This is a genomic window from Chondromyces crocatus (assembly GCF_001189295.1).
GTDB lineage: Bacteria > Myxococcota_A > Polyangia > Polyangiales > Polyangiaceae > Chondromyces > Chondromyces crocatus.
In genome coordinates this window covers 1,363,770-1,383,032 of the sequence record NZ_CP012159.1, presented here as the reverse complement: position 1 = coordinate 1,383,032, position 19,263 = coordinate 1,363,770, and the positions used below count along the sequence as shown (strand labels likewise).

Genomic DNA, 19,263 nt, shown 5'->3' with positions numbered 1-19,263 from the left:
GCTCAGTTCAGGGCACGCACCAGGGTGTTCTGGTACTCCCACTTCCACTTCTTCACCTGGCCCCAGAAGTAATAGATGCCCAGGGTGACGAAGACGAGCAAGCTCGTGACGAGGTTGATCACGAACAGGTCGGCTCCCTGTCCCACGAAGTCGAGCGCGTAGGTGCGGTTGTAGAGCGAGATGCGCGTGTTCTGGTTCCAGAACTTCTGCATCGTCACCTTGAACCACGAGCCGTAGATGCCGAAGGTGATCATCGTGAGCAGCACGCCACCGATGAAGGTGCCGAAGAGCGTCCCTCCCTCACCGACGAAGTCGAGCTTCCCGACCGGCTGGCCGTTCTCGACGATCTGCATCCGCTCGTAGAACCACTTGCGGATCTTGCAGAGGGCCCACGGCGTGTAGATGTAGAACGTGACCCCCATGAGGAGCACGTTCACGATCCACGTGCCGAAGAGGTCTCCTCCCTCGCCCGTGAAGCGGAGCTGATACGTGCGCCCGTCGGCGGTCTGCGCGAAGGTGTTGTCGTTGAAGTAACGGGCCACCTTGCAGATGGCCCACGGCGCGTAGATGCCGAACGTGATCGCCGTGAGCAGGTAGCTGACGATGAGCACACCGAAGAGCGACCCACCTTCACCCCGGAACGAGACGCGGAGCGGTCCACGCGAGGTCTGGATGTTCGACTTCTCGTAGATGTAGTTGGTGAGGCTGCAGATGAACCAGGGGGCATAGATCCCGAAGGTGATCAGCGTGAGCAGGTAGCCCCCGATCACCTTGCCGAAGAACTCGCCACCTTGTCCCTCGAAGGCCATGCGGACTTCACTGCCCGCGTTCACATCGGCGGGAGGACCGTACCCCTGCTGGACGAACGCGCCCGGCGGAGCGCCATAACCGCCGCCCTGGGCAGGGTCGAATCCATGGCCAGGAGGCTGCTGCGGCTGTCCCCACCCCGCGGGCGGGGGCGCTCCGTAGCCGCCCTGTGGCTGTGGTGGCGCGCCATAGCCACCCTGCTGCGGAGGCGCCCCATAACCACCTTGCGGTTGTGGAGGTGCGCCATAGCCACCCTGCTGCGGCGGCGCCCCATAACCACCTTGCGGTTGTGGAGGTGCACCATACCCGCCTTGCGGTTGTGGAGGTGCGCCATACCCGCCTTGCGGCAGCCCATGACCACCTTGCGCGGGCGGGTGAGCGTAAGCGCCCTGCTGCGGTGGCTGCCCATGAGCATCTTGCTGGGGGAAACCACCACCAGGCGGGCCATAGCCGCCCTGCTGTGGATAGCCCCCACCTGGCGGAGGTCCGTATCCACCACCCCCTGGCGGGTATCCGCCGGGAGGTTGACCACCACCATATCCACCTGCGTTCATCCTTCCTCCATCCCATCGCCGGCCGCCGCTCGGTCCGCGGGGCCTCCCAGAAAATTCATGCGCACTCAGGCGCTCACCCAGCGGGCGCCTCCCGCCCAGACGCGGCGTCGGTTCGCTTGTCCCACCCCCGGCGCACGCCGAGCGCTGAGGCTACAAGACGACCGCCCGGAACGTCACGGTTTCGTGGTGGGTGAGTGTTTTGAGGTTACGAAAAGTGCATCTCGGGGAGAGCCAACAGACATTGCTCCCCTCACAGGGGGGGTCGCCAGGGTGCCCGAGGACAGGGAGCGGGTCAGAAGACGGGGAGGCGGTGCGCGGGAGCGACGAAGGGCGGCAGGGGTGGCAGTCAGGGAGCGAGCGGGGCTTCGGGCGGTGAAGCGCAGGGGGCCGCCGAGCGGCGAAGCGCAGAGGCCGTCGGGAGGAGGGTCAGGAGGCAGAGGCCGTCGGGAGGCAGAGGCGGTCAGGGGGTAGAGCGCGAGACGTCAGGAGCTGGAGCGCGCGCTCACGTGTTGTGCTCCACTGCGCTCTTGATGACATCGACGGTTTCTCCTGCGCTGGAGCAGCGCATTGCGCGTGTTCTTTCGGCTGGTGTGGGTCTGCGAGGGGACGGGGAGAGCCCCGCTTCGCTCAAGACCGATGGGGTAGCGGGGGGAACGGAGCTCATCGAACCCGGGGGGGGCGCGGCGGGGGAAGGCGCCGAGGGGGGCCGCGGCGCCGAAGGGGTGAGCACCTGGATCGGGCTGGTGGCTGCGTGGAATGCTCGGATCGATCTCACCGCGGCTCGCAATGAGGACGAGCTGGTGGATCTGATGCTGGCAGACGCCGTGGTGCTCGCAGCCCATCTGCCACAAGGGAAGCGGGTGGTGGATGTCGGGACGGGAGCGGGAGCGCCGGGCCTGGCGGTGGCGCTGCTGAGGCAGGACCTGGCGCTCACGCTGGTCGAGCCGCTGCAGAAGCGGGTGTCGTTTCTGCGCAATACCATCGGGGCGCTGCTCCAGAGCGGAGCACTGAAGCCAGGCGCAGGGCGGGCTCCCTTCGTGGAGCGAGGGCGGGGCGAGGAGGTCGCGCGGCGCGCCCCCGCGTTCGATGTGGCGATCTCCCGAGCGACGCTGGCCCCGGGCAGGTGGCTCGACATGGGCGCAGCCCTCACCGCCGGAGCAGCCGCGCCCGAAGTCTGGGTGCTGCTCGCTCGAGAAGAGCCGCCTGCACTCACCGGGTGGGAAGTCGCCGAGGATCTGCGTTACCGATGGCCTCTCACCGGGGTCGAGCGGCGCGCGGTCCGCTACCTGCGTCGCGCACCAGCAAGTACGCCAGGAGCGACGAGCGAGGGGTGAGCTGCTCGCGCGGACCAGCGCGAGCACGACTTCTTGGCCCGATCGTCTGGCCGTGCGATGTACGGCCGGACGGCAGGGCAGGGTGCGCTCTCCCGCGTGAGGAGAGCGACGAGCCATCTTCATGCACTCCTCGAGGGTTCGAGCAGGGTGAACGTGCGCATCGAGCACGCGCACCGAGTGCCTCCTCGACGCGAACCCCTCACCTGTTTCTTGAGGGTTCACGCGACGCGAGAACGTTCATGAAGTCGATGAACCTCGTCGCCGCGCAACCGCGTTCGCGCGGCGACGGGGTTCATGCGGAACATGAGCTTCTCGCGCTCGCGGCGGCGCTCCGGATTCCCACGGGATCGCAGAGGATCTTCCCTCTCGTCCTCTCGGCCCTTCGTGCTCTGGGTGAGCCTCTGGGGTGCATGCGTCCCTTCAAGTAAGCCATGAGGTCTCGCAGAGCGAGTGCGCTCCCTGCGCGCCGCGTCATCGTCGCACCCGAAGTGCGTGGCGCACGGGAGACACCTCATCCGGAACCTGAACGTTGGGCGTGGCGCCGCACCTCTCATCCGATGCATGAGCTCTGTCGATCGAGCCGGAATTGCTCAGGTCGGATCGGGTACGACGTTCGCAAGGGTCATGGCGTGAAGGGGCCCTGGTTCCATCGAACGGCCAGGGAGGGAGCCATGAGCATGAAGAATGTCGGCATACCTGCGAGCATCATCCTGGCCAGCAGCGCGCTCACCGGCTGCAACGCCGTCAAGGGCATCTTCAAGGCCGGGGTCTGGTCGGGCGTCATCGTGATCGTGCTGCTGGCCCTGATCGTGGGCGGAGCGTTCAGCGTGATCCGGGGCCGGACGCGCTAGCGCAGCGCGCTCCGGATGCTGACACCCGAAGTCCTCGTGCTTCGGGTCACGCTGGCGTCCTGGGCAGCATGCGCGGCCAGTGAGCCGGCCGACCCGGCCGGAAGATCATCGTCCGCGTTCCTCCCCTGCACGCCAGTGCCGCCGTTCACGTGGTAGCGTGTCCCCTGGAATGGTCAGGCTCTCTGGCCGCCCCAAGGTCGTCATGAGTGTGGATTTTCGTCGGCTCGATCCCTGGCCCGAGAGGCTTGAAGTTCCCGAGGTGCAGCAGCACAAGGGGATGCTCATCCGGAAAGCCCAGGCGGCCCGCACCGAGGGGTATGAGGTCCATTCGCGGACAGGCTTCCGGGGAGCGCTCTACTGGGAGCGCTGGCTGCTGACGAAGGAACCAGGACAGCACGAGGAGGCGCGCGTGGTCTCTGCGCTGGAGCTGTCGCGCGAGGCGGGCGACTGGAAGGAGGCCGATCTGGTGCTCGTCCATGTGGACCGCTCGGCGGTGCTGCGCGAGCTGCCGTTCGTGGAGCACTGGCGCAAGCTGGTCGAGGAGCACTTGCGGGAGCAGGTCGCCAACGAGCAGGAGCTGGAGAGCGCCTTCCAGGAGTTCAAGAAGCAGCCCACCGAGGCGACGGTGCTCAAGGTGCGCGAGACGGCGGACAGGATTGCCGAGGTGGGCTCCCCCATCGCCGTGCACACCATCCTGGCGCGGGTGAATGCCGAGCTCGCGGAGCAAGAGGAAGCCGAGATGCACCTCATGGCGCTGCTCGTGTGCCGCCCGCTCTGGGTCCCCTACGCCGTGCAGCTCGCCGAGCATCAGTCACGCCGGGACATCAAGCGCGCCTTCGCGACCATCGAGGCGGGGCGGCGCTTGTTCGGGCCGAACTTCTGGCTGCCGCTGTGAAGCGCCACGAGAAGGCGCGCGTCCCGCCAGGGACGAGGCCAGGCTCCCGACCTTGACGAGCGGACCCTCTCAGGCTCCCATCCCCCCGAGGTCCATGTCGCGACAGGAACTGTCTCCCAGGCTCCGCCTCGCCTGCGGTCTGACCAAGCTCGCCGCAATCCCGCTCGGTCTGGTCGCGAGTTCGATCTCCATCATGGCCACGGTCGGCGCAATGACGACCAGCATCTACGCGCGCCTGGGCGCGGCGCTGGTGGGGACCGTCATCGTCCCGCTCGCCATCGCCGACCGTCTCCTTCCCAAGGATGACCCGAAGCGGGCCCGCGGGATCGTGACCGACGTCTTCGCCGTCGGGCTGCTCGGCTTCGCCTTCGTGTTCACCGCTGCCGGCAACAAGGCGACCCGCCCCTGGCTGGTGGCGGAAGGCGACAGGCTGGTGCGCTCGGGCTGGAGCGAGCTGGCTCGCGTGGCCTATGCGCTCGCCAGCGCGGACGTGACCTGGCCAGAGCCGGAGCCCGCCTCCGAGGTGACGCCTTCCTCATCGGCGAGCGCCGAGCCCGCCGCGATCGGTACGCCAAGCGAAGGCATGCCGGCCCTGGAGAGCAGCACGACGAAGGACGCCGGCCCGCCCGGTGACGTCGACGCGGCGACCCCGGACGCAGGCGCCACCGACGCGGCAACATTGGACGCAGGCGCCACCGACACGGGCACGCTGGGCGAAAGAAGCCCCTCCGAGCTGTTCCAGAAGTTCTCGTCGTCGGTGGTCACGATCTTCGTCCTGGGTGACGAAGGGGTCCGCTCTGGCAGCGGGACGGGGTTCTTCATCGACACCGAGGGGACACTGGCCACCAATCACCACGTGGTGAAGGGCGCCCAGCGGCTACGGCTCAAGCTGAAGGACGGCGCCGTGTACGAGCGCATGGATCTGCTCGTCGAAGCGCCCGAGTCCGATCTCGCGCTGCTGCGGGTCGACGTGACGAAGCCCTCCAACGACGCGGGCACGCCCGAGGCCCCGGTGCCGCTCACGCTCGGCGACTCGGAGAAGGTGGTGGTGGGCGAGCGGGCCGTTTCCATCGGAAACCCGCTGGGTCTCGAGCACACCCTCACCGATGGCCTGATCTCGTCCCGGCGCATCTATGAAGGCCGCACGTGGATCCAGATGTCGGTCCCCATCTCGCCCGGCAACTCCGGGGGGCCGATCTTCAACCTGCGCGGCGAGGTGATCGGCATCAGCACGGCCACGCTCGGCAGCCCCTTCTCGGCCGCACAGAACCTGAACCTGGCCATCCCGGTCAACGAACTCAAGCGGCTCATCCAGCCGAGCTATCCGCAGCGAAGGCGGCTCGGCGACCAGAGCTCTGCTCCTACCCAGTGGTGAGTCGTTGCGCTCCAAGATCGTCCTCGGCCTGTTGATCTCTCTGTTCCTCGCGTTCGGTGCGTTGCTGCTGCTGCGCCCCCGTACGCAACACATGGCCCCGAGCGGGCCACTGGTCGCCAAGCCGATTGGCGTCGACCCGGCGGCGAGCACGACAGGTGCCCCGAGCGCGACGCCCGAGGATGGCGGCGGCGCTCCGGACGCTGGCGGCGGAGCCCGCGAAGCGACGGACGGTGGGACTGACGCTGGGAACGCTGAGAGCCGGAAGCCCTTGATGGATCGACCGCTCCGGGTTGCGTCGCTGGGATGGCACCTGCTCGCGCCCGCACTGCTCGAAAATGACGGCCTGACGGCGGGTGAGAAGAGCGGCTTCGCTGCGGCGCGGCTCCCTGTCCAGCTCGCTGCGGTGAGCGACATGGTGAGCATCGAGAAAGCGCTCGCTCGTGGCGGCGCCGACGAGGCGGGTGCGGACGTGGTGCTCGTCCCCCTCCCGTCGCTGGTCGCCTCGTACGAGCGGCTGCGTGCCCTCAGCCCGGAAGTGTTCTTCGTGGTCGGGTTCTCGCGAGGTCGTGAGGTCGTCGCTTCCCGGAAGGACGCGCTGCCCGACAAGGGCGAGGTGAAGCTCGCCGGGACGGCCGGTGATCCGGCGACGTTCCTCGCGCTGTTCGCGCTGGAGGCCTCCGGGGTCCAGCCAGGAGAGGTCCGGCTCGTGACGCCTTCGGCAGGCGAAGCGCCGGACGGCGTGTCGCTCGCCGCCGCGGCGCGAGGCGCTCTCCCGAGCGGCTTTCGTCCTCTGCTGAGCAGCGCCGACACCCCGCGGCTCATCCCCCACGTGGCCGTCGCGCCACGCGGCTTCATCGAAGGCCACCCGGAAGCCCTGGTCGCGCTGGCCCACGGCTGGCTCACGGGCATGAACAAGCTGGCCGCCGATCCTCCCACCGGAGCGCGCCGCGTGGCGAGCGCCGCTGGCTCGTCGGACCCGCTGGCCTTCGTCGAGCACCTCGGCGAGCTCGGCGCCGCGACATTCACCGACAACGCGGAGATGGCCGGCCTGTCCGGGCGGAACCCGCTGACGCTGGAGACGCTGTTCCAGCGGTCCTGGGCCTTGTGGCGCGGCGTGGGTGCCTTGACGACCCCCGCCCAGGTCCCCGCCCCCGTGAACAACCGTGTCGTCGCCGCCCTCGCCCTGGCCGAGCCTGGGTCGCGGAGCGCTGCGGCCGAGCCCGTGGTCAGGCTGCCCGAGGGATGGGAGAAGGCGCGGCCGTTGCTCGTACACCGACAGGAAAAGCTGGACGAAGACGCCCTGATCACGACAGCAGGGACGCTGGCGTCGGCGTTCGATCGGACCGTGGTGCGCGTCGGCGTGCTGCGGGGCCCTGCCGTGGATGCTGCGCGCACGAAGCACGTGGTCGAGGCGACGATCGGCCGCTTCGGGTTGCCTGCCAGTCGGGTCGTCGCCGCGACGAAGGCATCTGGCAAAGGCGCGGCGGTCATCGAGGTGCTGGGCGGCCCTTGAACGATGCCTCTGGAGGGGGGACGTCGGGAGCGACCCGCCGGAAGTCACCGTGTGAGCAGAGGGTGCAGTCGCGTCGCAGAGGTGCGCAAAGGTTGACGCGCATGAGGACTGCATGCCTCGCCTGAGGAGTCGAGGTCACACCCGGGCTGCCCCGAGCAGCGCCTGAAAGGCTCAGTTCTGCCGCTTTGCTGCGGAATCGTGCTGGTCCGACCTTTGCCGTAGCAAGCCAGCATGATTGCACCCTCCGACCCGCTCAGGCCTCCGCCGAGCACCTCCCCGGCCTCCGGGGGGGCAAAACCTCAATCGCCACGCCCTCAGCGTGTCTCGGCCACCGAGATCACGCTGAGCTCGCCACCACCGAGCACACGCCGGAACGTCCCCCCCTCGAGCACGCGTCGGGGCGCGCCTCACTCGACGCGCTACGTCCACCTGCACGAGCGACGCGGGACGCGCCTCGAAGCTCGCCACATCCCCGTCAGCGAGGCACTCGCGGACGCCTCGACCGAGCCGGATCTCTTCGCCGCGATCGCCACGCGCATCTCGGAGCCTCCGACGCAGCTCGCGCCAGGACACCTGCTCGCCGGCCGGTATCAGATGCTCGAGCGGCTCGGCGAAGGAGGGATGGGCATCGTGTGGCGTGCCCGGAGCCTGGGCCTGGATGTCGAGGTGGCGGTGAAGGTGATCCATCCGGCCGCGCGCATCCCGAACGCCCGCGAGCGGCTGCTGCGCGAAGCAAGGGTCGCGGCACGCGTCGTTCATCCCGCCGCGGCGCGGGTGCTCGATTTCGGGGTGGCCGAAGAGGAGATTCCGTTCCTGGTCATGGAACACATTCGCGGGGGCTCGCTCGGCGCCGCCCTGCGCGAGGGAGGCCCGCTCGGCCCGACCGCAGCGGTCAAGCTGCTCTTGCCGGTGCTCGGCGCCCTCGACGAGGCGCACCGCCTCGGCATCGTGCACCGCGACGTGAAGCCTGGAAACATCCTCCTCGCGGAGGGGCGGGGTCGTCTCACACCGAAACTCATCGACTTCGGCATCGCCGCCCTGGCCCCCAGTCCCTGGGCGAGCAAGCTCGCGTTCTACCCCCCGCTCTACGGCACACCGCGCATGATGGCGCCCGAGCAGGCGCGCGGCGGGGCCGACGCGGATCCGCGGGTGGACATCTGGGGTTTCTGCTTCGTGCTCCATCAAGCCCTCGGGGGTGTGCCGGCCGACACTGGCCGCCGCGACGCGGAGCCGGAGCGCCTGGGGCGTCCCGCGGCCCTGGCCACGGAGCCGGAGCTCTGGGCGATCCTGGCCCGCGGGCTCGAACTCTCTCCCGCTGCGCGCTGGGCGACGGCGCAGGCACTCGGCGCCTCGCTCGCCCGCTGGGCCCTGGTCCGCGGCATCACAGCCGACAGCGCCGGGACCGCCCTCACGGAGGCCTGGCTCGATGGATGACACACTCGATGCAAGGCCGAGCTTGCGCGCGCGCGCGGGTACCGGCATGTCAGCCGCGATGACCCGCGGACGCGCGGAGGTGAAGCTCACCATGGCCGGCCTGACGGACCGGGGGCTCGTGCGCACCTCGAACGAGGATGCGTTCTTCATGGCGCACCTCGGAACCGGCGAACAGTGGAGCGAAGACACCCCGGTCTCCTGGCGACTCGGGGACCGCGGCGTGCTGCTCGCGGTCTCGGACGGCATGGGAGGCGCGAACGCAGGCGAAGTCGCGAGCGCACTGTCGCTGGAAAAGCTGCTCGAAGGCATGCGCGGGCGCGTGCGCCCGAAAGAAAGCGACGCGGATCGGCTCCGCCGGACCATCGAGCTGGCGAGCCGGCAAGTGAGGCGGGCCGCCGCACGCCCGGGCCGCGAGGGCATGGGTGCGACGCTCACGGCCGTCTACCTGCGGGGCACTACGGCGACCATCGCCGAGATCGGTGACTCGCGCGCCTACCTCATCCGGCGCGGTCTCCTGTGTCAGGTGACGCGCGACCAGAGCTACGTGCAGCTCCTCGTGGACGCTGGGCTGATGACGCAAGAAGAGGCAGAGCGCTCGCCGCGACGCAACATCGTCCTCCAGGCCATGGGCCAGGACACCGACGTCATCGTCGCGCTGAGCCGGCTGGACCTGCGGCGCGGCGACCGGCTGCTGCTCTGCACCGACGGCCTCTCCAGCATGCTCAGCGACCGACAGATCCTCGCACTCGCGCAGGCCCCCACGCCCATCGACCAGGCCTGCCTCGACCTCGTGGAGCACGCCAAGGATGCTGGAGGAGACGACAACATCACCGTCATCCTGGCCGAGGCCAGCGGCGCTGGCCTGAAGGCGGCGACCGCAGGCGACACTGCCGAGGCCACCATCCGCACGGTGCAGGAGTACAAGCCCTGATCGATCCAGCCGCACCGCTGTCCGCCTGAACGCATCTCCGCGGGAAAGACCGTGGTAGCCTGGCAGGCTGCGGAGGTGTCTTTCATGCGCATCGGCAGCGCGCTCGCGCTCTCGTGGACCTGTCTTCTCGCCATGGGTGTCTACGCTTGTGGCTCCGGCGGGAACGCTGGCAACCAGAACACCAGCCAGGGCACCGGCGGTGGCGCCGGCTCCGGCGGCGCTGGCGGGGACGACACGATCCTCGAAGACCACGGGCCTCTCGTCTCGATCACCGTCGACCCGCCCGCAGCCACCGTGGAGGTGGTGAACGGCGTCGCGGCCCCCAGCCCCTTCCGCGCCATGGGGACCTTCGAGGACGGGACGGTGCAGGAACTTTCCGCAGCCTGGAGCATCGATCGGCCGGTGCTCGGACTGATGAACCAGCAGGGCACCTTCGCGGCGAGCGGCACCCTCGGTGGCGTCGGCGTCATCACCGCACGGGCGTCGAACGACCTCACAGCCACGGCCGAGGTCACCGTCCGGCTTCGCATCCTGGAGAACCCCGCCAACCTGTCCCCTGCCGATCAGCAAGCCTTCGACACACCCGACGCGACGCCCTCGGGGACGCTGCTCTACCCGTACGACAAGACCGTGTTCGCGCGCGGGCTCCTTCCGCCGGAGATCATGTGGAACGGCGGCGCGGCCGGGGACCGCTACCGCGTCCACCTCCGTGAGAACCACGTCGAAGCCACCATCTACACCATCGCAGAGCCACCGAGCGCGTTCGTGCTGAGCTCGGCGCAGTGGTCGCAGCTCACGGAGAGCAACGTGGGCGAGGACGTCCAGGTCTCGGTGACGCGCCTGTCGGCTGGCCAGGCGCACGCGCCCATGACGTCGACCTGGAAGGTGGCGCAGGGCAGCCTGCGGGGCACCATCTACTACTGGGCCGTCAACACCGGGCAGCTCATGAAGATCACGCCTGGCGCGCTCCAGCCCTCCCTCGTCTTCGACTCCGGCCCCCTCGATCAGCTCGGCACCCCCGCGCCGCCCGACTACGACGGCACCGTCCCCCCGTGGAGCGGAGGCAGCGAAAACAAGCGCTGCGTCGCATGTCACACCGTCAGCAAGGACGGCAGCACCCTCGCCTCCCTCTTCGAGCGCAAGGGGCAGACGCCGAGCCCCTGGGGTGCCATCGACCTCACGGCCAGCTCCCCGAACGTCGTCCAGATGTCGTCGTACAACTCCAGCGCCATCTACCTCGCGCTCACGCCGGATGGTCGCCAGCTCGTCCGCAACGACGTGAGCATGATCCTGCGCCTCGTCGACGTGCAGAGCGGCGCCGAGATCCCGAGCGCGCTCGACACGCTGGTCGGCAACGCCGCCGACCCGGCCTTCTCGCACGACAGCAAGCTCCTCGCCTTCTCCAGCAATGTCGTCGGCGCCTACCCGGTCGAATTCTGGCGCGCCGACCTCGATGTCTTCGACTTCGACCAGGCCACGCTCACGCTCGGCAACCGCCGGCAGCTCATGGCCGGCGGCAACGAGGCGATCGCCTTCCCGAGCTTCACTCCCGACTCGCAGCGCGTGATCTACCAGAAGGGCGACTACACCCGCGCCAAGTACGGCGCGAACCAGGTCGGGCTCAACGACCTCTACATGACCGACGTGAACGGCGCGCTCGGCGAGCTCGCGCTCGACGCCGCCAACGGCGTGGGCGTGCTCGACGCGAAGAACCGGAAGCTCAACTACCAGCCCACCGTGAACCCCATCTCCGTGGGCGGCTACACCTGGGTCGTGTTCGTCAGCCCCCGCGACTACGGCAACAAGATGGCCTCCAGCGCCAACCCCACCTACGAGAACCGCAAGCAGCTCTGGGTCGCGGCCATCGACGCCAACCCCCAGCCTGGCCAGGACCCGAGCCACCCGGCGTTCTGGCTCCCCGGCCAGGACCTCACCACCATCAACATGAGCGGTTACTGGGCCCTCGCTCCCTGCTCGCAGGAAGGCACCGGTTGCTCGCAGGGTTTCGAGTGCTGCACCGGCTTCTGCCAGCCGGATGATGGCGGCAACTACGTGTGCAGCCCGAACCCGGGCGCCTGCTCGCAGATCGGCGAAGCCTGCACGACGGCCGGCGACTGCTGCAACGCGACCTCGAACTGCGTCGGCGGCTTCTGCGCCCTCTCGCAGCCCCAGTGACCACACCTCTGCCCCGAACGCCCTCCCACCTGGACAAGCCCTGAGCTGACGGACATCGTCTCCCGACCGCGAGAGCGCTACCCTGCGCCTTCACCGCTCCGCTCGTCGACCCCGTGCAGCCTCCGCCTCCTTCCGCTCCCCCTCCCGCCGCTTTTCCACCGCCCCGTGGCCCGTCCGCGCCAGCGTCATCGCCTCCTCTGGGCACCCCAGGCAGCGCCCCCCACGGCCCAGCGCACGCCGCCGGGCCCACGTCGGCAACGCGCCCCCTCGTCGCTGCGGCGCTGACCACGGCCCTCGTCACGGCCGTCTCCTACGGTGCCCCGCGGGACTACGCGGGCACCGCCGTGGGGGTAGCGTTCCTCGCGGCCACCTGGTGGCTCGTCCTGCGCCACGACGAGACCACCATCCGCACCCACGGCCTGTCCCTCGGCGGCTTGCTCGAGCCCGCTCCTCTCTCCGCCCGACGCCTCCTCACCGACGGCGCGCGTGCGACCGGCTGGGCCTTGCTCTTCTGCGCCATCTTCTTCCCCGCCTTCTGGTTTGGCTACCGCCTCTGGTGGAGCCCCGCGCGCCCCTTCACCTTCCGCCCTGCCCCCGACCCCTTCGACGAGATCACCGCGCAGCTCCTCGTCGTCGCCATCCCCGAAGAGGCCTTCTTCCGCGGCTACCTCCAGACCGCCCTCGACCGCGCCTTCCCACCTCGCCTGCGCGTCCTCGGCGCCGTCGTCGGGCCGGGCCTGCTCCTCGCCGCGGCCATCTTCGCCATCGGCCACGTGCTCACCATCCGCCACCCCGCGCGACTCGCCGTGTTCTTTCCGGCGCTCGCCTTCGGCTGGTTGCGCGCCCGCACGGGCGGCGTGGGCGCCCCCGCGCTGTTCCACGCCGCGTGCAACCTCTTCTCTGTGGCCCTGGCCCGCGGCTACGGCCTCTCCCCTTGAGACACCGAGGCGTCATGACCGAGACGGCACCCGCACCGAAAAGCCCCCTCCCGCGAAAGCGCGCGGCCCTCTTCGACATGGATCGCACCCTCATCCGCAGGGAGACCGTGAGCCTCTATGTCCGCTACCAGCGCGAAATCGGCGAAGCCTCGCTCCTCGACCTCGTGAAGACGCTGTACTGGGTCGCCCAGTACACCCTCGGCCTGCTCGACGCCGAGCGCGTCGTCGACCGCATCCTCCAGAGCCTGCGCGGCACCTCCGAGGCCGCCCTCACCGCCCGCTGCAACGCCTGGTTTGCGAGCCACGTCGAGCAGCACATCAGTGACGAAGGCCGACAGGCCGTGCGCCGCCACCAGGAAGCCGGCGACGTGTGCGCCATCGTCACCGCGGCGACCTCGTACACCACCTGGCCCCTCGCCCACCGCCTGAACATCCCGCACGTCGTCGCCACCGTGCTCGAGGTCGACCCAGCGGGTCACTTCACCGGACGCCCCGTGCGCCCTCTCTGCTACGGCGAAGGCAAGGTCGAGCGGGCGCGCGCGCTCGCCGAAGCCCATGGCTTTCGCCTCGAAGAGGCCACCTTCTACAGCGACAGCATCAGCGACTTGCCGCTCCTGTCGCTCGTCGCCGAGCCGGTGGCGGTCAACCCCGACCCGCGCCTCCGCCGGATCGCACAGCGACGCGGCTGGCCCATCGTGCGCTGGTGAACGCGGGCGCGGATGAGCGCGGGCGCGGGATCCGTGGTGCGCGGGCGCCACGAGGAGCAGCCGCGCCTCAGGGGCGGCTCAGCGGCGGGATGTCGAGCAGCAGGTAGAGGTTGATCACCCGGTCGTGGACCCACCCCGTCGCGTCCTCGCGGCTGCGGATCATCAGCCCCAGATCGACGCGGGTAGACGGCGAGAACATGCGGCCGAGCCCGATCTGCGCGCGGTTCTGGTTCAGTCCCTCCCCGGCGAGATCCACGAGGAACTCGTTCCAGAAGAACGGGATCCAGGTCGCGTTCTTCGGCGCGTAATTCAACCGGAACTGGTTGCGGTAGCGCGTGCGCGTACCGCTGTCACGGAAGCGCACCTCGAACCGGTTCCGATCGTTCCACGTGAAATCACCGAACCGTCCGAACAGGTTGGGCTCCAGCTCGAACCGCGACTCCTGGTCGAACACACCACTGGCGAGCCGGTCCGCATAGACCGTCCCGTGCACGCCGACGAAGAGGAAGTCGGTCAGAAAGAACAGCGGCCCCGCACGGAAGAATGCCTGCTGGAGGCCATCCGCGCGGCCACTCATGCGCATGTCGGTGACCGTGCGGAGATCGATCCGGGGAAACCTCGGCGTCTCCGTACGCAGGAGCGGAGAGCGCGTCTCCAGCCACAGCCAGACCTCGTGATCAGCACGCGCCCGAGGCGCCAGAAGGAACATCGCGAGGGCCAGCAGCGTGGCTGGGAGGGGAGGTTTCATCTTTACAGTGGAGCCATACAGCTCGCCGAAGATCAAGCTGATAGCCATGACGCACGGTGAATTGTGCAGTGCGTACTTCAATCGCTGAATCCAGCCGTTTTTCGCTGATCACAACGTGGCTTTTTGCCCCGTCCCCACACCGCATTCGTGGCGCTTTGTCCCTCATTGAAAGGGCGGGGGAGCCCACCTCCCTGGCCTCGCCACCCGGAGCCGCAGCGCGGCGTAGGTGTCGACGGCCCAGAGTGCGACGGCGGCGACGATGGGTCCCACGAACAGGCCCGAGAGCCCGAAGAGATCGAGCCCTCCGAGGATGCTGAGCAGCGCCAGCAAGGGGTGCATCCCTCCCTGAGCGCTCTGCACCCACGGGCGCACCACGTTGTCGGAGATCCCGATCACCGCGGCGGCGACGAGCATCCCGAGCGCCGCACTGTTGCGTCCGACGAGGCAGAGATAGAACGCGGCTCCGAGCGTCACCGGCGCCGTCCCCACCAGCGGCAAGAGCGAGAGCAAGGTGGCGATGACACCGAAGAGAAGTGCCCCGGGCACCTCGAACGCCGACAGCGCGAGCGTCGTCAGTGCCCCCTGCACCAGCGCGGTCGCGAGGAGCCCCAGCACGGCGCCGTTCACCGTGTCCCGCACCGACACCGCGAGAAGGCGCGTCTCCTCCGGCGAGAACGGCGACATCCGCTGCACCCAGCGCGAGAGCGCGTCGCCGTCACGGAGGAAGAAATAGAACGAGACGATGAACAGGAAGAGGTCGACGAGAAGCTGCGGGAGCGAGGTCGCGACCCCACCCGCCATCCCTGCGATGCCGCGTCCGAGCCTGCCGAACGCCTCGTCGAGGTAACCCCGAGCCCCCACCACCTCCACGCCGAACGTCCCCGAGAGCGAGGCCATGCGCTCCGCGAAGAAGAACTGAGCCCGGTCCAGCACGCCCGACCAGTCACGCGAGAGCAGGTCGTGAACGTTCGAGACGAGCTGGGAGACGATCAATGCCTGCGGGAGGATGAACACCAGCACCGCGCCCGCGGTGAGCAGGGTCGGGCCGAGCGCGTGGTACGGCCCCAGCCGCTGCTGCAATCGCCTGTGGGACGGATGCAAGAGCACGGCGAAGATCGCGCCGACCACCACGCTGGAGAGCAGCCCCTTGATCGTCCACAGGAACAGTCCGATCAAGACCGCCCGCAGCACCAGCGAGAGCCACCGGTCCGCGCGTTCCATACGTACGGATCGATGCCAGGGGCACAGCCGGGATTGCGCCGGTTCGTGGTGGGCAGCATGGCCGTGTTTGCTCTGCCGCGAACCTCCGACGACGGCATCAGACCCGACGGAAGCGCCCTCTGCCGCGCACTGCGCCGTCCGCGCTCAGGGGCTCGCGCTGGCGAGGAGCGCGAGGGTGTGGTCGAGGAGGCCTGGATCCAGCCGGCTACCGTGCCCGGGGACGATCGAGAAGGCCTTGAACCGCTGGAGGTCTCGGATGGCATCTCCCCAGCGCGCGAGGTCCCCGTCCGTGGTGTTGCCGATGCGCTCCCCCGCAGCGACCAGACAACCGCCGAAGAGCAGGCGGTGGGCTGGAAAGAACACGACCACGTTGTCCGGTGCGTGCCCTGGACCCGGGTGATGCACCACCACCTTCTCTTCGCCGAACGTCAGCGAAAGCCCCTCCGCGATCGGGAAGACACGGTCGGGTGGCACCATGGGCTGCGTCTCGAACACCGCAGCGATGGCGCCATCGTCCACGCTCGCGCGCACCCAGGCGCGGTGGGCCTCGCTGCGCGTGGTGACGAGGCGCGCCGTGAGATCCGATCCGTACACCGGGATCCCGCGTTCCAGGAGGGCGGCATTCCCGCCCACGCGGTCGATGTGGAAGTGCGTGTTGAGCGCGACGATGCGACGTTTCCCGTAGCGCTCATCCATCCACGCGAGCACGAGCCGCATGGCGTCGACCGTGTACGTCGGGTCGCAGAGCACCAGGTCCCCGTTCGCCATCTCGACGAGCAGCGCATTGGCCGGCCAGGGGAAGGTGTGCGTGATCAGGTGCACGTCGGGCGCGAGCTGCCGGATCACCAGATCCTCGGAAAGCTTCGTCTCCGGCAGCCCTTCGGCCGAAGCGGGCAGCGCCCCCGCCGCCTCCCCGCCCTTCACCTGCACGACAGCGGCGGGCGCGCTCCGAGACGCCACGCCAGGAGCGCTCGTCGTCGACGAGACGCTTGCGACCTCCGTCACGTGCTCGCTGCCTCCGCAGGCGACGCTCACGAGGGCGAGTGAGGGGAGGAGCCAGAGGATCGCCAGGACAGCGCGCGTCATCCGCGGCGTGTAGCACACCTCGTGCAGGGTGACGGGCACGCGGGCCGTCACACACCGCTGGGCTTCGAGCGCTCCGGCGCGTGGGCTCAACCACCACCGGCGAGCGACTTCACGAAGCGGTACAGGAACTCCTGGCCTTCGTAGAGCGCGCTGACGCCGAGGCGCTCGTCCTTGCCGTGCGCCCTCACGTCGTCGATGTCCGAGAACAGCCCCGAGACCCCGTACATCGGGATCCCTGCCCGCCGAAGGTAGAGGCTATCGGTCGCGCCCGTGCCCATGATCGGGATCACCGGCACGCCTGGCCACAGCGCCCGGGTGATGGCTTCGAGGGGCTGCATCACCGACGGCGTGAGCGGCGACGGCGGGCTCGGCTGAGGCGCCATCACCTTCGTGATGCGGACCTCGTCGTCGCCCACCACGCGGATCAGCGTGCGCTCCACCTCGGCGACCGACTCGTGCGGCAAGATGCGGCAGTTCACCACGGCGCGTGCCGTCTGCGGCAGCGCGTTCTCCGCGTGCCCGCCTTCGAGCTGCGTCGCCACGCAGGTCGTCCGCATCAAGGCGTTGTAGTAGGCCGACGCCGAGAGCCGCGCGACCGCTCCAGGCTCTGGCGGTGTCGCCAGTACGGCCTTCATGTCCGCCGACGTCGACGCCTCCTCCAGCGGAGCCATCCGCGCGAAGTAGGTGCGCGTCACCTCGCTCAAGCTCACCGGGAAATCGAATGTCGAGAGCCGCGAGAGCGCCGACGCGAGCCGGTAGATGGCGTTGTCCTTGACGGGCAGCGCGCTGTGTCCGCCTTTGTTGATCGTCTCCAGCGCGAAGCTCTGGAACACCTTCTCGCTCGCCTGGACGCCGTTGAACAGCCGCTTCCCCTGTCGAAAGCGCCCACCTGCCCCCTCGTTCAGGCCGAGCTCCGCGTCGATCAGACCCCGGTGGTTCGCAAGCAGCCACGCCACCCCGTTGTGCGCACCGCCCTCCTCGTCGGCGGTGAGGGCCACGATCAGATCGCGGTCCGGCACGAGCCCCTCCTGCTTGTAGCGGACGAGGTTCGCCACGAAGATCGCGGCCATCGCCTTGTCGTCCGAGGTCCCCCGGCCGTAGAAGAAGCCGTCCCGCTCGACGAGCTGGAACGGGTCGAGGTCCGGCGACCAGTCTCGCCGCAAGGCCTCCACGACATCGAGGTGTGCGAGCAGCAGCAACGGCCGCTTCGCCCCCGTGCCACGCAACCGCGCCACCAGGTTGCCCTTCCGCGCGTTGTCCGGGTGGACCAGCACCTGCACGTCCTTCGCCGGAAACCCTGCGGCGAGCAGCCGCGACGCCATCGCTTGCGCCGCCTCGGTGCAGCTCCCCCGCGCCTCGGTGGTGTCGATCTCGATCAGCTCCTCGTAGATCGCCCGGAGCACCTGCCGGTGCGGCGCCGCAGCCTGCGCCGCGTCGCCCGGAGGCCGCGGAAAACGTGGTGGCTGCCCCTCCCCGGCGGCGCACGAGAGCGCGATCCACAAGGCGAGCCCGCTCGCCACACCTGGCAGCGCCCGACGAAAGGCCCCAGCTGCCCTCGGTTCCATCCTGCGTCGCGGCATGCCCCCATGGTAAGCCCCAGGTCGCTCCATCGACCATCTTCGCGACCCATGCCCATGACCCTACGCCGCGCCTTCTCCGTCGCCATCTACCCCCGCTACCAGGGCCGCGTCCTGCTCATCCACCACCGCCGCCTGGGCATCTGGCTGCCGCCGGGAGGCGAGCTGCTCGCCGACGAGACCCCCCTCGAAGCAGCAAAGCGCGAGCTGCGCGAAGAGACGGGGCTCGAAGGCCGCTTCCCCGTCGTCAGCGACGTCGAGGGCACGCCGCCAGGCCTCATCGGCTACGAGGAGCACATCGCCGGGAGCAAGGGCATGCATCTCAACTTCGTGTTCGTGGCCGACGTGGATACCGACACCGTGCAGCCCAACGACGAATTCGAGGCGTGGCGCTGGGTCGATCACTTCGACGACATCGGCGGCCCCCCCAACGTCGCCCAGCTCGGCAAGATCGCCCTCGCCGCACGCACCTGATCCAGCCCCGCTCTCACGCCTCGAAGCGCACGCAGTGGATCGGCGGCAGGTGGTGAGAGATCGCCTGCCACGCATCCCCCTGGTTTTCCGTCGTCCAGAGCGAGCCCGTCGTGCTCCCGAACGCCAGCCGGTCATTCGAAGCGTCCACATCGAGCGCGTGCCGGTACGTGATGTCGTAGGCGTGCTCCTGCGGCAGCCCCTCGCGCAACACCGCCCAGCTCCGCCCGCCGTCGCGCGTCCGCGCCACCACCACCTTCGCGTCCACGGGCACCCGCGTCTCGTCCTTCACCGCCGGCACCAGCCACGCCGTGTCCGGGTCCTCGGGGTGCACCGCGACCGCGAAGCCGAAGACCGAAGGCGCGGCGTTCTGGATGTCCTCCCAGTGCAACCCCGCGTCCGTCGACCGGAACACGCCGTTGTGGTGCTGCACCCACAGGCACTCTGGACGCGCCGACGTGCCGCTCCAGGTTCTGCGTGAAGCTTATCCTCGCCATGGGCCGCGCGGATGGTCACCACGAACGTCCCCCCCTCGCAAGCCGCTCCAGGGGGATGGCGAAGAGCCGCCAGCCGTGCCGATCCCGCGGAAATCCGGGGCCCTGGCCCTCCATGGCGAAAGACACCACCTTCTCCCCCTGGCGCACCC

16 protein-coding genes and 1 pseudogene are annotated in these 19,263 nt (G+C 69.3%); 11 read left to right on the top strand and 6 right to left on the bottom strand.

Features of this window, described 5'->3' with window-relative positions:
- Nucleotides 1-2: 2 nt before the first annotated feature.
- Nucleotides 3-1,361: a DUF898 family protein gene (locus CMC5_RS49095; protein ID WP_082362257.1), complete on the bottom strand. Its 1,359-nt coding sequence runs from the start codon at nt 1,359-1,361 to the stop codon at nt 3-5.
- Nucleotides 1,362-1,891: 530 nt separating this feature from the next.
- Between CMC5_RS49095 and CMC5_RS05200 the strand changes: the two genes are divergently transcribed.
- From CMC5_RS05200 to CMC5_RS05150, 10 genes are all read left to right on the top strand, one after another.
- The gene (locus tag CMC5_RS05200; protein ID WP_082362256.1) at nt 1,892-2,695 is read left to right on the top strand and encodes a 16S rRNA (guanine(527)-N(7))-methyltransferase RsmG; all 804 of its coding nucleotides are present in this window, start codon (nt 1,892-1,894) and stop codon (nt 2,693-2,695) included.
- A 671-nt stretch (nt 2,696-3,366) separates the two neighbouring features.
- Nucleotides 3,367-3,546 carry a hypothetical protein gene (locus tag CMC5_RS05190; RefSeq protein ID WP_050429378.1) on the top strand — a complete coding sequence of 60 codons (180 nt, stop codon included), beginning with the start codon at nt 3,367-3,369 and terminating at the stop codon, nt 3,544-3,546.
- A 202-nt stretch (nt 3,547-3,748) separates the two neighbouring features.
- Nucleotides 3,749-4,441 (top strand): hypothetical protein, encoded by a 693-nt coding sequence (locus CMC5_RS45660; protein ID WP_169796461.1) that lies wholly within the window; start codon nt 3,749-3,751, stop codon nt 4,439-4,441.
- Nucleotides 4,442-4,535: 94 nt separating this feature from the next.
- Entirely contained in the window at nt 4,536-5,816 is a 1,281-nt protein-coding gene (locus CMC5_RS05180) for a S1C family serine protease (protein ID WP_050429376.1), read from the top strand.
- A gap of 4 nt (nt 5,817-5,820) precedes the next feature.
- Nucleotides 5,821-7,329, top strand: a complete 1,509-nt coding sequence (locus CMC5_RS05175; protein ID WP_050429375.1) for a type 2 periplasmic-binding domain-containing protein — start codon at nt 5,821-5,823, stop codon at nt 7,327-7,329.
- A 231-nt stretch (nt 7,330-7,560) separates the two neighbouring features.
- The gene (locus tag CMC5_RS05170) at nt 7,561-8,763 is read left to right on the top strand and encodes a serine/threonine-protein kinase (RefSeq protein WP_050429374.1); all 1,203 of its coding nucleotides are present in this window, start codon (nt 7,561-7,563) and stop codon (nt 8,761-8,763) included.
- Nucleotides 8,756-9,694 carry a PP2C family protein-serine/threonine phosphatase gene (locus CMC5_RS05165; RefSeq protein ID WP_082362254.1) on the top strand — a complete coding sequence of 313 codons (939 nt, stop codon included), beginning with the start codon at nt 8,756-8,758 and terminating at the stop codon, nt 9,692-9,694. Before CMC5_RS05170 ends, CMC5_RS05165 begins: the two co-directional genes overlap by 8 nt.
- 84 nt (nt 9,695-9,778) lie before the next feature.
- Nucleotides 9,779-11,869 (top strand): TolB-like translocation protein, encoded by a 2,091-nt coding sequence (locus CMC5_RS05160; protein WP_050429372.1) that lies wholly within the window; start codon nt 9,779-9,781, stop codon nt 11,867-11,869.
- Between the two features lie 113 nt (nt 11,870-11,982).
- Nucleotides 11,983-12,807, top strand: a complete 825-nt coding sequence (gene mrtC, locus CMC5_RS05155; protein WP_082362253.1) for a myxosortase MrtC — start codon at nt 11,983-11,985, stop codon at nt 12,805-12,807.
- A gap of 14 nt (nt 12,808-12,821) precedes the next feature.
- Entirely contained in the window at nt 12,822-13,514 is a 693-nt protein-coding gene (locus CMC5_RS05150) for an HAD family hydrolase (RefSeq protein ID WP_050429370.1), read from the top strand.
- Nucleotides 13,515-13,581: 67 nt separating this feature from the next.
- Here CMC5_RS05150 and CMC5_RS05145 read toward each other — a convergent pair whose 3' ends face one another.
- From CMC5_RS05145 to CMC5_RS05130, 4 genes are all read right to left on the bottom strand, one after another.
- Entirely contained in the window at nt 13,582-14,310 is a 729-nt protein-coding gene (locus CMC5_RS05145; protein ID WP_082362252.1) for a DUF2490 domain-containing protein, read from the bottom strand.
- 114 nt (nt 14,311-14,424) lie between these two features.
- Entirely contained in the window at nt 14,425-15,483 is a 1,059-nt protein-coding gene (locus tag CMC5_RS05140; RefSeq protein WP_050429368.1) for an AI-2E family transporter, read from the bottom strand.
- Between the two features lie 144 nt (nt 15,484-15,627).
- Nucleotides 15,628-16,659 carry an MBL fold metallo-hydrolase gene (locus CMC5_RS05135; protein WP_156338223.1) on the bottom strand — a complete coding sequence of 344 codons (1,032 nt, stop codon included), beginning with the start codon at nt 16,657-16,659 and terminating at the stop codon, nt 15,628-15,630.
- On the bottom strand, nt 16,656-18,149 hold the full coding sequence (locus CMC5_RS05130; protein WP_063796211.1) for a M20/M25/M40 family metallo-hydrolase: 1,494 nt from the start codon (nt 18,147-18,149) through the stop codon (nt 16,656-16,658). The genes CMC5_RS05135 and CMC5_RS05130 overlap by 4 nt, the downstream gene beginning before the upstream one ends.
- Before the next feature lie 48 nt (nt 18,150-18,197).
- Here CMC5_RS05130 and CMC5_RS05125 point away from each other — a divergent pair, with 48 nt between their 5' ends.
- Nucleotides 18,198-18,620, top strand: coding sequence for an NUDIX domain-containing protein (locus tag CMC5_RS05125; protein ID WP_245678302.1), 423 nt, complete (start codon nt 18,198-18,200; stop codon nt 18,618-18,620).
- A 13-nt stretch (nt 18,621-18,633) separates the two neighbouring features.
- Here CMC5_RS05125 and CMC5_RS05120 read toward each other — a convergent pair.
- A pseudogene (locus CMC5_RS05120) lies at nt 18,634-19,071 on the bottom strand (WD40/YVTN/BNR-like repeat-containing protein); the annotation flags it as partial.
- Nucleotides 19,072-19,263: the final 192 nt, after the last annotated feature.